Source organism: Nitrospira sp. Kam-Ns4a (assembly GCF_965152595.1).
In genome coordinates this window covers 2,132,734-2,147,314 of record NZ_OZ224218.1, presented here as the reverse complement: position 1 = coordinate 2,147,314, position 14,581 = coordinate 2,132,734, and the positions used below count along the sequence as shown (strand labels likewise).

At 67.5% G+C, this 14,581-nt stretch carries 11 protein-coding genes; 2 read left to right on the top strand and 9 right to left on the bottom strand.

The genetic code is table 11. The features are described from left to right. Window positions 1-416 precede the first annotated feature (416 nt). The 3 genes from fliD to ACWHYQ_RS10725 form a co-directional block, all read right to left on the bottom strand. On the bottom strand, window positions 417-2,576 hold the full coding sequence (gene fliD / locus ACWHYQ_RS10735; protein ID WP_447972126.1) for a flagellar filament capping protein FliD: 2,160 nt from the start codon (window positions 2,574-2,576) through the stop codon (window positions 417-419). 60 nt (window positions 2,577-2,636) lie between these two features. After that, entirely contained in the window at window positions 2,637-2,978 is a 342-nt protein-coding gene (locus ACWHYQ_RS10730; RefSeq protein ID WP_447972125.1) for a flagellar protein FlaG, read from the bottom strand. Between the two features lie 141 nt (window positions 2,979-3,119). Then, entirely contained in the window at window positions 3,120-4,970 is a 1,851-nt protein-coding gene (locus ACWHYQ_RS10725) for a flagellin N-terminal helical domain-containing protein (RefSeq protein ID WP_447972124.1), read from the bottom strand. Window positions 4,971-5,400: 430 nt separating this feature from the next. On the opposite strand from ACWHYQ_RS10725, the gene ACWHYQ_RS10720 reads away from it, so the two are divergent. Beyond that, window positions 5,401-6,324, top strand: coding sequence for a DNA-methyltransferase (locus ACWHYQ_RS10720; RefSeq protein WP_447972123.1), 924 nt, complete (start codon window positions 5,401-5,403; stop codon window positions 6,322-6,324). Between the two features lie 45 nt (window positions 6,325-6,369). Further along, window positions 6,370-6,978, top strand: coding sequence for a hypothetical protein (locus tag ACWHYQ_RS10715; RefSeq protein ID WP_447972122.1), 609 nt, complete (start codon window positions 6,370-6,372; stop codon window positions 6,976-6,978). On the opposite strand, the gene ACWHYQ_RS10710 is transcribed toward ACWHYQ_RS10715, so the two are convergent. The 6 genes from ACWHYQ_RS10710 to ACWHYQ_RS10685 form a co-directional block, all read right to left on the bottom strand. Further along, window positions 6,975-7,175, bottom strand: coding sequence for a hypothetical protein (locus ACWHYQ_RS10710; protein ID WP_447972121.1), 201 nt, complete (start codon window positions 7,173-7,175; stop codon window positions 6,975-6,977). The genes ACWHYQ_RS10715 and ACWHYQ_RS10710 overlap by 4 nt on opposite strands. Window positions 7,176-7,177: 2 nt before the next feature. Further along, on the bottom strand, window positions 7,178-7,915 hold the full coding sequence (locus tag ACWHYQ_RS10705; protein WP_447972120.1) for a hypothetical protein: 738 nt from the start codon (window positions 7,913-7,915) through the stop codon (window positions 7,178-7,180). 103 nt (window positions 7,916-8,018) lie between these two features. Beyond that, window positions 8,019-8,783: a hypothetical protein gene (locus ACWHYQ_RS10700; protein WP_447972119.1), complete on the bottom strand. Its 765-nt coding sequence runs from the start codon at window positions 8,781-8,783 to the stop codon at window positions 8,019-8,021. Further along, window positions 8,776-9,525, bottom strand: a complete 750-nt coding sequence (locus ACWHYQ_RS10695; RefSeq protein ID WP_447972118.1) for a class I SAM-dependent methyltransferase — start codon at window positions 9,523-9,525, stop codon at window positions 8,776-8,778. The genes ACWHYQ_RS10700 and ACWHYQ_RS10695 overlap by 8 nt, the downstream gene beginning before the upstream one ends. Before the next feature lie 34 nt (window positions 9,526-9,559). Beyond that, window positions 9,560-13,084: a 6-hydroxymethylpterin diphosphokinase MptE-like protein gene (locus ACWHYQ_RS10690; protein WP_447972117.1), complete on the bottom strand. Its 3,525-nt coding sequence runs from the start codon at window positions 13,082-13,084 to the stop codon at window positions 9,560-9,562. Window positions 13,085-13,112: 28 nt separating this feature from the next. Then, window positions 13,113-14,579, bottom strand: coding sequence for a class I SAM-dependent methyltransferase (locus ACWHYQ_RS10685; RefSeq protein ID WP_447972116.1), 1,467 nt, complete (start codon window positions 14,577-14,579; stop codon window positions 13,113-13,115). Window positions 14,580-14,581 lie beyond the last annotated feature (2 nt).

Sequence of the window (14,581 nt, the reverse complement as noted above, 5' to 3'; positions counted from 1 at the left end):
CTGTGTATCGGGTTTACCGTGTCCCAAGTAAGTGACTATAGAAGGGGTCGGTGGTGACTATCGCCCGGTGGAGTTTATGGCCTCGTTTGGCGAATCAGCAGCGCCAAATCCTTCCACGTACCATTTTGGTTGAAGCCTCTCAGCACGTTTGGCTTCTTGACCTTGACGAGCGTTAACGTTGTCACTTCACATTCGTTCACCGTTCCCTTCCATGCCTAGCCTTCAAGCCGCGTTCGTGCTCGCAGCGTTGCATTCTCCTCACGGAGTCTGCTTCTTCTCAGTAGAGAATGAGGTACTTTGTCAGATGGGCTTCAGACCGGGTCGTTACCAATCCGGCCTGCCATCCTAGGCAACCACCAGAGGCATGGTGGGTTCCATCCTACATTTCTGAAGGTGGAACAATCACTTACGTGATTTCACGTCGCACGCTGATCAAGGTCCTCGATGGACTTGCTGAGCCCGTCGAGCCGCGTCTGGATGGCTCCCTTGTCTTTCGTGGCCGCTTCCAGCAGGCTCGCCATTCGGTCGGCCACGCCGGCGGACACCGTCACGGTCCCGTACGTCCCGGCCGAGGACACGGGCGCCTTGACGGAGAGCCCGCTCTCCCCGAAGCCGGACGAGCTGGTCAGGACTTCGCCCTTGCCCTCGGCTTTGTGGCTGCCGAGCCGCCCCGCGACGTCCACCCCGGTCCCGCTCAACGCGGTCGTGCCGATCCCGGACTGGTTCCCGTCGTCGGCCCGGTTGGAGAACGCGACGATCTTGTAGTCGTCGCCGTAGTTGGTCGCGGTGAGCTTGATCTTCCCGCCGCTGCTCGACGCGCTCAGCGCCATCCCCTTGGTGGCGAAGGCGCTGTTCAGCGCGTTCACAATATCGCTGATTGTGCTCCCGGCCGACAGGGACACGCTCGTGGAGACGGGGCTGTCGGTCGCAACGGTGGCGTTCGAGTAGAGACTGACCGTGAGGGTCTCGGCCTGGGTGATGCCGCCGCTCGGGACCGCCGTGTTCGCGACCACGGTCGCTTTCGTCGGCGCCGTCGTCACCTCGACCGCGTAGACGCCCGGCTTCGTGTCCGCCGTCTTGCCGACGTATTCGATCGCCGAGTGGCTGGGGACGCCGAGCCCGACGAAGAGCCGGGTCACGTCGGTGACGCTCTTCGCGAGCGCGGCCTCTAGCTTCGATTCGTTGAGCGTGAGCTGCCCCGTGGTCTTGCTGGAGGTGATCCCGATTGTACTGAGGCTGTTGAGGCCCGCGCTCGCGCCGGGGACCACGGACGTGATCAGGCCCTGGAGCTGGCGCTTGAGGCTCGTGGCCGTGAGATCCCCGAGCAGCGGCTTGGCCTGGCCGTTCTTCGGATCGAAGGAGAGCTGGTCGTTCAGGTACTGGATCGCCTTGTTGTAGGCGTTGACAAAGTCCTTGACCCGACCCTTGATATCCGTGCTGTCGGTCGAGACGGTGAGGTCCACCGTCTCGGTGCTGTCGGCCTTCAGCAGCTTCAACGTCACCCCTTGGATCGCGTTGGTGACCGTGTTGCTGGCGCTGGAGAGGGTCAGGTTGCCGACGGTCAGCACCGCGTCCTGGGCGGACTGGAGTGTCGGGTTGAACACGTCCACGGTGAAGGTATCGCCCGACGCCAGCGTCCCGGCGCCGAAGGCGATCTGGACTCCTTCGTTGGTCGAGTTGGAGGCCGCAGCCCCGTCAATGTAGTTGGTCAGGGCCCCCTGGGTCGTGATCGCGTTGCTCCCGTTGTAGGCCGCGCCGTTCGACCCCAGCCAGGTGACGCCGCCGTCGGTCGAGTACTTGTAGGTCGCCGCCCCCGCCGCGCCCGCGGTCACGATCTTGACGAGGAAGGTCTTGTTCGTCGTGCCCGTGTAGGTGTTGCCTGCGTTGGAGGAGACCGTCCCCGTGAAGCTGTTGGTCGTCGCCGCGTAGGCCGCCTCGACCTTCTTGTTCGTGAAGTCGAGGTCGGTCGGGTTGCTGGTGATCGAAATGGTATTGGCCGCGCCGGCGTTCTTGGCCGTGAGCACCAGCCGGTAGGGGTTCGACCCGCTCCCATCGTTCACGATCGCGGCGGTCGCGTCCCCGCCCGCCGCATTGATCGCGTCCCGAAGCTGGACCAGCGTCATCCTCGTGGAGACTGCGACGCTGGTCTCTTTCCCGGCGGGCCCCACCCTGAACTTGAAGGTCCCGCTGCTCCCCGCGACCGCGGTCGTGTTCTGATCCACGAACCCCTGGGCGGCGATCGAGTGGGCCTGCGCGAGCTGGCTCACCATCACCTGATACTGGCCGACCGCGGCGTCACTGGTGGCGCTGGCGGAGACGAGATCCACCCCCTGGGTGCTCTTGGTGACGGTGACGGTCTTGTTATTGAAATTGGCCAGGTTGGCGAGCGCGCTCGCCTTGGCCTTGAGGTCGGAGACCTGGACGCTGAGGTTGCTGAGCTCGGTGCTCTTGCCGACCAGATCGCCTTTCCGCTGCTGCAGCAGGGCGATCGGGCGCTGCTCGATCGCGAGCAGCTTTCCGAGGATCTCATCGTAATTGATGCCGGAGGAGACGCCTGTGGACAGTGTGATGGCCATCTCGGGTCCTGGGTGACCAGCACCCGGGCTGACGTACCGGGTCTATGGCCTTATCGGCAATCAGACCGTCCGGCTAAAGAGGACCCCCATCATCCGTTGCAGGTGCGCCTCGATGGCCAGTTGCTCTTCGGCCGGAATCTGCCGCACCACCTCGCCAGTGGCCTCGTTGACCACGGACACGACGATCTGGTCAGTCTCCTGGTCCACCCGGAACCGGACGGAGACCCGGCCGGCCTCCAGCGCCTGGTTCGCGCGCGCGGCCGCCTCCCGGACCGCCTCGGGTGTCGGGCGAGGGGTAGGCCCCTCCGCCACCGGTTCGGCACCCGCCGATCCGGCCGTCCGCAAGGCGGTCCCCGCCCCACCGATCGGGCCTATGGACTCTGGACGGAATTCGACGATCATCGCCACCCCCCCCTTGCTGTTCCTCGCCCGTCGCCCGTCTTGGCGGGCCGGGCCAGGGGGAACTGCCAAACCGCGGGGTCCCAAATCCGAGGATAAGGAGGGAGCCCGTGGCGGGCCCCCTCCCCCTGCGGACCCTCCAGTTTACCGCAGCAGTTGCAACGCCACCTGCGGCGTAGCGTTGGCCTGGGCCAGGATGGCCGTGCCGGCCTGCACCAGGATCTGGGCTCGCGTGAACTTCGCCGTCTCGAGCGCGAAGTCCGCGTCCCGAATCCGGGATTCGGACGCCGACAGGTTCTCCGCGGCCACGTTCAGGCTCTCGACCGTCAACTGGATCCGGTTCTGCACCGCGCCGATCTTGGCGCGCGTGCTGTCCACCTGCGCGAGCGCCGAGTCCAGCGACAGGATCGCGTTCTCTGCACCGCTCTGGGTGGAGATATCCAGCGAGCTCAGGCGGTTCGCCGCGCTCGTGGACACCGTCTGGGACGTGAGCCCGGTCCCGCCGGAATCGGTGCCCAACCGGCTCGGGGCGGTCCCGCCCAGCGTGAACGAGTTCTTCGAGTTCAGGGTCACGGTGCCGCGCGTGATGTTGTTCGTGTTCGACACCGTGATGCCCAGCGCCGCCGTCATGGCCGCCGCTGTCCCGTCCACCGTGATGTTCCGGCCATCCTTGGCGCTCAGCACCAGCCGGCTGGATCCATCCAGGGAGGCCGTCACTCCGGTTTCCGACGACTTCGCGTTGATGGCCGACACCAGCGCGCCGTTGCCGTCGTTCGCCTGGACCGTCACCGCGCCGATGTCCACGCCATTGATGTAGAAGTCGCCGGCCACCAGCGTCGCCGCCGTGATCGCCGAGCTGCCGGTCAAGGTCGTCGTGTCCACCTTAGCCGTCACGTCGGTCGTGTTCTTCACCGCGTTGATCGCAGCCGCCTTGGCGATGGCCGAGCTCTGGCCGTTGTAGGTCGTCACCGACGCCGCTGCAGAGGTGCCCATGAACCCGCTGGCGGACGTGGCGATCTCGGTCCCGAACATCAGCCCGAGGTTGTTCGCCGTCGTCCCGCTGGTGCCGAAGAGCGTCACGTCGCGTCCGCCGGTGGCCGTGAAGACCACGTAGGCCGACGCCGCACTGCCGGCACCGCGGAGCTTGATGCCCACCACGCTGGCCGCAGTCAGGTTCGTGTTGATCGTGTTGATGATGCCCGTGACCATGCTCCCGCTGGAGGCCGCGGTGCTCGAGTTGTAGTTCCCGATGAGAATGGTCGCCGTCGTGGCGCCGTTGCCGACGACGATGAAGGCGCTCGCCGTCGTCTCCATGCTGGCCGCCGCGCTCGCGATGTTCCCGCGGAACTCCAGCACCGACACCGTGTCGTCGTTGCTATCGGTCACGATGTTCGTGCTGTTGATCCTCACCTGCCCGGCCGCGATGTTCGCGCTCTGGCCATTGAACGCCCCATCCTGCAGATAGGACGTCAGCGTAGCCCGCGTGCCGAGCGCCTTCGCCCGCGTGTCGCCGATGTCGAAGGTGATGTTCTGCCCGCTGTTGGAGCCGATCTGGAAGAACTTTCCGGTAAAGGAGCCGTCCAGCAGGCTCACCCCGTTGAACTCCGACGTGTTCGCTGCCCGCGTCAGCTCGGCGATGAGCTGCTGCGCCTCGGCGTTCAGCGTCGCCCGGTCCGCGGCCGCGTTGTCGTCCGAGGCGGCCTGGACGGCCAGCTCCCGGAGCCGCTGCAGGATGTTGGTGGTCGTGTTCAGCGCACCCTCCGCCGTCTGCACGAGGGAGATCGCGTTGTTCACGTTCCGCGCGGCCTGTTGCAGCCCGCGGACCTGGGCTTGCAGCTTGTTCGCGATCGAGAGGCCGGCCGCATCATCGCCGGCCCGGTTGATCCGGAGGCCCGACGACAGCCGCTCCAGCGACTTGCTCAATTGATCGTTCGAAATCCCGACGTTTCGCTGAGCGTTGACGCTCGCGAGATTGGTATTGACCGTGAGAGCCATGACTGCTCCTCCTTGAAGGGTAACCGGTGGCGTCCTTGCATGGGGTCCGTGCTGTCTCCCACGGCGGCGCGCGCCTGGTCCTCACCTCCCTTCCGGGAGACCAGCGGACAGGCCCGTTATCGGAACGCCGCACAAGGTCTTGAGTCGGGATGCGCGGGCCCGCGCGATCGGCGAGGAGCCGTCACGAACGGACCACAATGGAACATCGGCAGAGGGGAGCCACAAGCGACACTGGTGGCTCGCCGGCGATGTCGTATGCCAGCGTCGGATGGCAGGCGAATCCCTCAGAGAACGGCGAAGCGACAGGCATGTCCGACACTCGAACGCAGGGCAAACGGAGATTGCAATGAACCGCAACATATTGCGTTTCCGAATTGACATCCTACAGTATCCTGGGTTATATGAGAGCCGTTTGAGACAGAGGCGAACCATGAACGTCGCAACCTCACTCAATTCTTTTCCTGACTGCGAAACCCCGTACACCTTGCACCGGGCGGATTGCTTAGAATGGATGGCGCAGGCCGCGGAATGTTCGGTGCACGCGATCGTGACCGATCCGCCCTACGGGCTCAAGGAATACACGTCGCCTGAAAAGGAAAAGCTGCGCAGCGGACGCGGCGGGGTGTGGCGTATCCCTCCGTCGTTTGACGGCTGCGAGCGAAGCCCGCTCCCTCGGTTCACGGTGCTGACCGAGACAGATCGTGCGGCGCTCCGGAGCTTTTTCTCAGAATTCGCCAAGCGGGCAATCCGGATTCTTGTGCCTGGCGGACACGTGTTCATCGCGAGCAATCCCTTGCTGTCGCACCTGGTCTACCTACCCTTGCTGGAAGCCGGATTCGAAAAGCGAGGGGAGATCATCCGCCTGGTTCAAACCCTCCGCGGCGGAGACCGTCCCAAGAACGCGCACCGCGAGTTCGCCGACGTCACCGTGATGCCGCGGTCCTGCTGGGAGCCCTGGGGCCTGTTCCGCAAGCCCTGTGAAGGCCGCGTCCAGGACAATCTTCGGAAATGGAAAACCGGTGGGCTGCGACGCCTTTCTTCAGACCTACCCTTCTGTGACGTGATCGCGTCTGCGCCCACACGACCCGAAGAACGAGCCATCGCGCCGCACCCTTCGCTCAAACCGCAGGCGTTGATGCGGCAGATTGTCAAGGCCTCGCTCCCTCTTGGAACTGGTATCGTCTTGGATCCCTTCATGGGAGGCGGCTCGACGATCGCGGCTGCAGTGGCAGTCGGGTATGAAAGCATCGGGATCGAACTGGACCCCCTGTTCTTCAGCCTGGCGAAGCGGGCGATCCCCCTCCTGGCCAGTTTGCCGACAGCCAATGACATTCCTTCTCGTCTCTTCAAGTGACCGCGCCAGAGTCCGACTATCGCCGGACCGCCGTAGCGGGGACGTATGGCGCTAGACCGCGACGGATTTGACCGTGCCGTTCCGTTGCCGCCCCAACTCCAAATCTCCCATATCCGTCATTCCATTGACTACATTGAGGAGCAGACCTCTGCGTTCGTTGATGTCTATTTCGAGCAGGCTAACGTCTTCAGTGCGCTGGTCGGCATCTTCGGCGTCCGCGCATTACATTCTTTAAGTCCGTACAAGAAGCACAAGCATCCGGATGTTGCTCAGCAGCGTTTTCCGGATCTGTCCCTCGGAGGCAAGTTGAACCCACCGCCGCAACAAGCGCTCGAGTCGAAAGGGACGACGAGGCCCTGGGCTCTCCAGTCCCATTACAACCATGCCGGCTGGTACATTGTCTGGCGATACACGATAGATGCCACGAGACGCATCAAGGGCCGCGAGCTCGTCATCTGGCGGGTTGATGTGTGCTTCTTGCGCGAAACAGATTGGAAATACGAAACGAGCAAAGCCACCGAGGGAAAGGGAGGAAGAACCCACACGTTCGGGGTGAGGGAACCGTCGCGCACATTCGCGGGCGCTATCGTGTACCGTCACCCCAAGATCGCTCTGGAAGGCGGCCGACCCGTGCTGGCCAACGGAGACCGCTAGCAGCTTTTCCGATCTTTGCCGGCCGGACGGCGCTCCGTCGCCAGGCCCCCAAGGAACCAGGCCAGGTCGGCCTTGCAGCTCGTGCAGTAGCGCCCCGGATGCCGGTCGCTGTCCCGGTCGAAGTAGCCGCGCGCCCAGAGCCGGCGCACGTCCTCGTAGGTCAGGTTCAGGCAGTAACAGAGCATCTCCCGCGGCATCGCTACCTCTTCGTCGCGAAGTCCGGGACCGGCACGCTGCCGACGCCGTCCGGGTCTTCGCCGGGCTTGTAGGTCTGCATGAGATGCTCCAGGAACGTGAGCGCCCCGGTGCGGCGGTCCACGCCGGCCACGTAGCAGACGGGCTTCGCGTCTCCCCGGACCACGAGGTACTCAATCGCGGCGCCCGGGTCCGGTTGCGGCAGGTCCACGACCCGGTGCGCGAGCGGCGGCAAGGGCACGGAGAAGCGGCGGCGGCCCCCCGTTGTCACCAGCAGGACCTCAGGCTCGATGGCCGCGTGCTCCCCGACGTTGCCCAGGTACAGCCGGAGCCCCAGCCAGGACGGAACAGGGCCGACGGGGAAATAGCCGTGGTTCGGCCAGTACGTGACGGCGTTGGTCAGCCCCAGGGCAATGTCCAGCGGATAGTGGATCGGCGTGGCCTCCGGGAGGTCCTGGTACAGGAAGCCGTACTGGTAGGGGTGGCGTTTCCCCTGGAGGTCGTAGGTCACGTCGGTGAGGACCAGGCCGCCGGCTTTCCAATCGGGAAAGACCTGCTGCAGGTCTATGACCGTGTCCGTCAGCGGCACGCGCGTCGCTGCCAGCTCGCGCCCGCCCGGGTCGTAGAGGGCGGCGGTAATCACCGATACCCGACACATCTCGAAGCTGCGGTACGGATGGGCCAGCTCGATGGCGTGACGAGCCCCGGGCCACAGAAACGTCGCGAACACCATCCGCCGCATCGTCACCTCACGAGCGAACAACGAGCAGCCCGTCGCGAGCAGCTTTTCTTTTGAGCTTCCTCCTTCTTTTCTTCGCTGCTGGCTGTTCGCTATCTGCGAATAGCTACTTGACGTGTTGAATCGACAACGTCTCGGCCGACGCCCCGCCGTTCTCCATGATCGTGTAGTAATCGTAGGGCGACGTGGACTCGATCAGGAACCGGTCGCACCAATCCCCCTCACCGTCCCCCGACAGCGCCTCGTTCAGACAGACGAGCCGGCAGCCCAACCGGGGCAGCGTCACCGTCACCGAGTGCGCCTTCCGCCCGCTTGCCAGCCGCGAGAGCGTGATGCGGTTCGCGTCCGCCCCGCAGTTCATGAGGAGGAGCGAGAGGAGGACACCGGGGTTCGCCGGGCGCGGCACCCAACGCACGCGCGGGCGCGGCGGCTCCTCGAGCCGATTGCGGCGCGAATGGCAGGTGGCGAAGGTGCGCGGCCCGACGATCTGGAAATGGCAGAGCGCGTAGGGCCCGCGGAACACCAGCATCCCATACTCCAGGGAGGGGGCCTCGGCCCTGCCCAGGGAGAGGCGCCAGACCTCGTCCGGGGCCACCTGGCGGGCATAGGTGGCGAGCAGTGTCCCGTCCGCCGCGTACTGGTCCGCGACCCGCTCGATCTGCGCCCAGTCGCGGAGCCGCTGCTTCCAAGCCGGGGCGGCCTGCCCGAACTCGCCGCCCAGGTGATGCACCAGATCGCTGATCAAGATGTGCGTCTCCAGGCTCTCCGTCCGGATCCAGGGGCAGAACTCCACCGCCCGCCCCCGCGGGTAGATGACGCGCCGGGGCGCCGCGGCCAGCGCGGCAGGCGACCGTCGGGCGGCCTCACGCACGGCGGGGCGCCTCCCACAGGTAGGCCTCCTCAGGCACGAAGTCCCGCGCGGCCTGGTCGGGCCGGAGCGCGTTCTTGAAGCCCCCGTGGCCGTCGAGGAACGTGCCGCCCGGGAAGCAGCGCAGGGCGGCCGCCCGGTACGGCCGCGCGTCGTGGAGGAAGAGGAGCCCGCCCGGCGCGATGAGCCGTTCCCGGGCCAGCCGCTCGAGCACCGCCACGCGGGCGCGCCCGTCCACGATCGCGACGTCCGCCGGCTCCGCGAGCGCCTGCAGGTACTCGTAGAACTCCTCCACCGTCCCGTCGCCCGTCTGACCCGTGCACTGCCGGAGCAGGAGCCGGACCGTGAGCGCGCCCGCCCGGAAGGTCGTCTCGATCGCGAGCAGCGCCTGCTCGCCGTACATCGGCTTGAGCCCGCCGACGGTCCGCCGCTCCTCGAGCAGCTCCTCTTTGGCGTGCCGGCTCAGCAGGCGGCGGACCCACTGCTCGACGATTTCGAACCAGTGCCGGTTGTGCTCCACGCCCACGTACAGCCCGCCGGTCTCGCGCATCTGGGCGACCAGATGGTAGGTGGAGATGCCGATCCCGGCCTCCAGGACCGTGGGCCGGGTCCGGGCCGCGATCGCGTCCCGGAGCGCCGCAAAGACGCTCGGGCTCATGTTCGGGTGAAGCCGCTCCACGGGTGCGTAGGCAAGCCCGGGATTGGGGCGGAGCTTGAGTTCGCGCGGATCCACAACGGCGTTCATCGTCCACCTCGCTCCTCAGGCAAGCAGCCACCAGCTAATAGCTCGCCGCTCTGAGCGGAAAGCTCTTCGCTAGCTGCTCGCTGTTTCCCGCCCGTTGATAGGCCGCGGCGGCCTTGAGCGCGAGGGCCGTGCGGGCCGGCTCTCGGCGCAGCGCTTCCTCGTAACACTCGCCGGCGGCGAGGTACCGTTCGGCCAGAAACAGCCCGTCCCCTGCGGCCTCCCACTGGGACGGGTCCCGCGCTGCGGCCGCGCGGAGGAACTGCTCGGCCTGCTCACCGTGCCGGAGGCGTGCGGAGAACAGCCCGACCGCTTTGAGCAGCAGCGGGTGCTCGGGCAAGGCCGCCAGGGCCTCTTCCAGCACGCCGAGCGCCCCGAGCGGGTCGCCCCGCTCCTCGAGGAGCCGCGCGAGGTCCAGGTACGGCTCCGGGCGAACGGGCGCGAGCCGGATCGCCTCCCGGAGCTTCCGCTCGGCGCGGGCCAGGTCGCCGACCTTCCAGTAGAACTCGCCCTCATAGAGCGGGACCTCGTCGCCCAGCGCCGGGCCGTGCACCTGCCGGGCCTCGGTCACCTTGGCGGCCCAGGCTTCGGCCTTCTCCCGGCAACGACGGATCACCTCGTCCACGTTCCGGTAGCGGGGCGCGCGGGCCATGACGCGCCGGAGGAAGCTCAGGGCCTCGTGCGGCCGGTGGCAGCGATACAGAATGTCGCCCAGGTGAAAGAGCGCCTCTAGGTTGCCCGGATCCTCCTCGAGCACCTGCTCGCAGTATGCCTTTGCGCGGGGATAGTCCAGCAGCTCCAGGCACAGCCGCGCCGCCTCGAGCCGCTGCTCGGCGGTGTCAGTCCGCATCCCCTGCAGCCGCTCCAGGAGACTCAGCCGGTACTGCAGCAACTCCAATCCCTCAATGAACGGCTCGAGCACCGCCTTGAGCTCCCGGTAATACCTCTGGGCCCGCTGGATCTGTCGGCGGAACCGCTCCTTCGGGTCCGTCAGCTCGTCAATGGCCCGGTTCTCCTCCCGGGACATGAACAGCTCGAGCAGGAACGCGCCCTCGACCAGGAGATCCATCAGCTCCTTGCGCCCCTCCATCATCCGGCTCTGCCGCTCGGCGAGCTGGGAGAGCGTCACCGCGCGCGGGCTGTCCTCGCGGTGACGCCGGATGAGGCGCGCGGCCTTCGCCACGTAGGCGATCATTTTTCGGCAGATCGTGAGCGTCTCCTTCGCCAGTGCGAGCATGCGCCGCGTCTCCGCGGCCAGGCCGGGCAGGTCCACCTCGCCGGGCTCCTCCGTGAAGACCGCGGCGCAGCGCGCCGCGATGCGGATCGGCTCCGCCGGGCAACACTCGGCGATCGCGTCCCGCAGGGTCAGGACTTCGGTTCCGGCGAGCCCCAAGCCCCCCTCGGTCGCGTTGATGACGCGGGCCGGACAGTCGCGGATCAGGTCCTCGAGCACGATCTTGAAGCTCAGGAACAGCGTCGTGGTCTCGACCGGGCGGCCCAGGATGTCCGTCGCCTTCCGGCGGTCCTTCGGATCCTGGCCGGCCTCGATGGGGTTCCCCTTCGTCAGGTTACCCGCGTGCTTCTTGTTGTCGTAGTAGCAGAGGTCCTGGCCGATGAAGATGATCGGGTCGGCCCCGATCAGGGTCGCGAAATTGAAGGCCTGGTGCGCGCTGGATTGCGACCGGTGGTCCACGCGCCCCTTCGGCGCCCAGAAGCGGCTCAGGAACCGGTACATCTGGCTGCCCGTCTCGGTCGTGACCCGCCGGCCCGCGAACGTCCGGAAGATGTCCGGATAGTTCGCCGGATGGCAGACGAGGATGGCGTCCGGGTCCATCGGCAGGTCGCGGAACTTCCGGTAGGTCGCCTCGTGCGGGTCGGCCGTGATCGTGACGTCGGGCATCACGCCGTGCGGGACCAGCATCCGCAGCACCGTGTCGCAGGCGATGATGACCGCCCGGCCCTTGACCTCCCGGAGCAGCTCGAAGTTCTTCTCCAGCGACGGGCCGGCCGAGACGATGATCGCCGGACAGCCCTTGAACAGGCCCGCGAACCGCGCCACGCCCGGCATCCGGGCGGTGAGGTGGGCGTTCTCGATCGTATTCGCGAGCATCCGTCGCCCCAGGTGCCCGATCGTGTTCCGGTTGATCTCCAGCACGGTCAGCCGCTCGCGGACGCGCTCGGCGATCCGGCGGTAATAGGCGCCGTCCCACTTGGCGCTCGCGCGGCACCGGACCGTGTGCATCCGGTCGGCGGTGAACATGACCTTGGCGACCCGGAACAGCACGAAGTCCAGCCGCGGGATGTCCTCGCCGACCACGAGGTGGACACGCGGGTCGTTGAGCAGGGTCGTGAGATCCTGGTGAAACAGGGCCGCGCGGAAGATCCGCGGGTCCGCTTCGCAGATCACGAGCACGTGCCCTCGCTGGAGCTTCGCGAGCACGGCCAGCGCGAGGTAGCCCAGGCCAAGGCCGAGCAGGACGACCACCCCCTCGACTCCGAAGTCGAAACGCTCGACCCAGCGCCGCGCGCTCTCGCGCGGGTCCTCGTCGTAGAGCCGCCGCGCGCCGCCCTCCGTGCGCTCGTGGAGGTTGAGCCAGCCGCCGGGCTCGGGCTCCACGGTGATCGCCGAGAGATCCGCGTCGAGATCGGGCGGGCGGGCCAGATCCTTGGGCGCCGAAGCCAATGCCGCCAGGTTCCGCGCGTAGAGACTGTCCGGGGCGGTGAACTCGGTGAAGTACCGGCGCACGCGGGCCGCGTCGTCCCCCGCACCCGCCCGCCAGCCCCGGCGCGGCGCGGCCTTCTTGGCGAGCACGAGGAGCCCCTTCGCGTCGTAGCTGTGCGCCACGGGCGCCAGCCCGTTGCGCTCGAGCAAGAGCCGCAGGGTCGGCAGCGAGAAGATCCAGAGATGGATCGCCTGGAGCGTCAGCGGATGGACCGGCCGCATCGGGCGCATCAGGGTCGGCACGCCGATGAACACGTGCCCGTCGTCCTTCAGGTTGACGCGAGCCTGGGCGAGCAGCGCGTCCGGGTCTGGCACGTGCTCCAGCACCTGCGAGCACAGAATGAGATCGAACGTGCGCCCCGCGAAGGCCCCGGGCCCGTAGAAGCCCAGTTGGACGTCGAGGCCGAAGCGCTCGCGGGCGTAGGCGGCGAAGGTCACGGCGGGCTCGATGCCACAGGTCTCCCACCCGTACTCGCGGAAGACCGTGAGCGCGACGCCGGCGGCGCAGCCCACCTCCAGCACCGAGGGATGCGGCCGGGCGTCGCCGGGCAGGCCGAGCTCGCGCGCGATCCACTGGTAGCGGCGCAGGGACATGGCGCGGTTGGCCTTGAGGTACTCAGGCCCGGGCGCCTCCGGCCGCAGCTTCTCCCCGTAGAGGGTCTCCAGCTCGGCCGGCTCCAGTTGCGGGTTCGTGTACACGAAGCCGCAGTGCGGGCAGATCACGTAGGTGACCGGGACGTCGCGCAGGTGGTCCAGGTGCCGGTGGTAGGGGTCGCCGTGGTACTGGGCGAGCGGCTCCGCCGCGTCGTGACCGCAGATCAAACAGGCAACGGCTTTCATCGGATGCTCCTTGGCTGGCGCCGACCGCTCAGCCCGCCGCGACCGCTGCGGGCTCTTGGCTCACCGCGGTTGCGGGGGCGCCGATCGTCTCCTGGATCCGGCGATAGACGGGAACGTCCCAACGCCGGGCGGCCTCGCTGAGATAGAGCACGGACGGACGCATCACGCGCCGGGCGATGCCGGGCGGCACCACCGGGTGCCGCCCGACCAGCAGGGTGACGCGCCCCGACTCCCAGAGCGCTGTCAGGTCGGCGGCCTTCAGGACGAGCTTGGCCAGGACCGGATCGGCCTCCCAAAGGTACAGGTGCTGCGAGGCGCACAGGCGCCGCGCGATCGCCAAGGCCTCCGCGCCGGTGCCCAGCCCGAGCTGGAGGATGCTCCCGTCCTCAGGCAAGCGTGCCCAGGGCAGGGGCGGATCCGCGGCGGATGCGCGGCCGTCCTCCCACCGGGCGATCGGAATCTCGGCGCCGGTCGGCGTGACGCCGACCAAGGTCCGCCGGAGCCCGTCGTGCGTCCCAAGGCGATAGCGCCGGGCGTCCTGCCGTTGGCAGAGCACCGGCAGGATCCAGCGCTGGGTCTTCCGGAGTGCCACCAGGTTGCGCCCCAACGCGCCCACGTCCTCCAGATGCTGGAGCCCCACGTACAGTTGCTGCAGGGCCAGGGGATCGTCGTAGGGGCCCTCCCGCGGCCCCTCCGCTGGCCCCCCGGCCGGCCGGGCGAGCAGCCCCATGCCAAACCGGCCGGGGAAATCCGCGCCGCCCACGACGCGGAACCCGCTTCGCGCCAGCACGGTCGTGAGCGCGGCCGGGCTGTAGAGCCGGACGTGCGCCCCGCCGAAGAACCCCGTGAAGAGCCGGGGTCCGTCGGGCGGGTTCAGCAGGTTCGGGGTGGCGACGAACAGGACGCCGTCCTCCTCCAGATGTCCCCGCATCACCCGGAGCATAGGGATCGGATCGGGAACGTGCTCGACCGTGTGCGAAAAGAGGACGAGCGAGAAGCGCCGGCCCGGAAACGCGCCGGGCCCGTACCGGCCGGTCACGATGGACTCCGGCGTCCCGCCGAGCTGCCGCCGGGCGAACTCGGTCCACTGGGGCACCGGATCAATCCCGAAGACCTCCCAGCCGCGCTCCTTGAAGGGCAGGAGATAGGTCCCGGACCCGCAGCCGATGTCGAGCACCGTCTTGCTCCGGACGCCCGGCTCGATCCAGTCCGCGAGCTGCGCACTCACCGGCCGGCCGCGCTGCATCTCCCGGGCGATGTCTTCCGCCCGCACCAGCAGCGGCCGGTACTCGTCCGTGTAGACGCGCGCGAGGTCGGCCTCGTCCAGCATGGGGTCCTGATACACATGGCCGCAGCGGTCGCAGAGGACGAACCGGACTTGCCCACCATCCGTCCCGTTCACCCCGGCCACGCGGCGGGCGACGCGATCCGCGGGCTTGGTCACAAACTCATGCTTGTCCGTCCCCCCGCAGATCAGGCACCACCCAGGCTGCATCG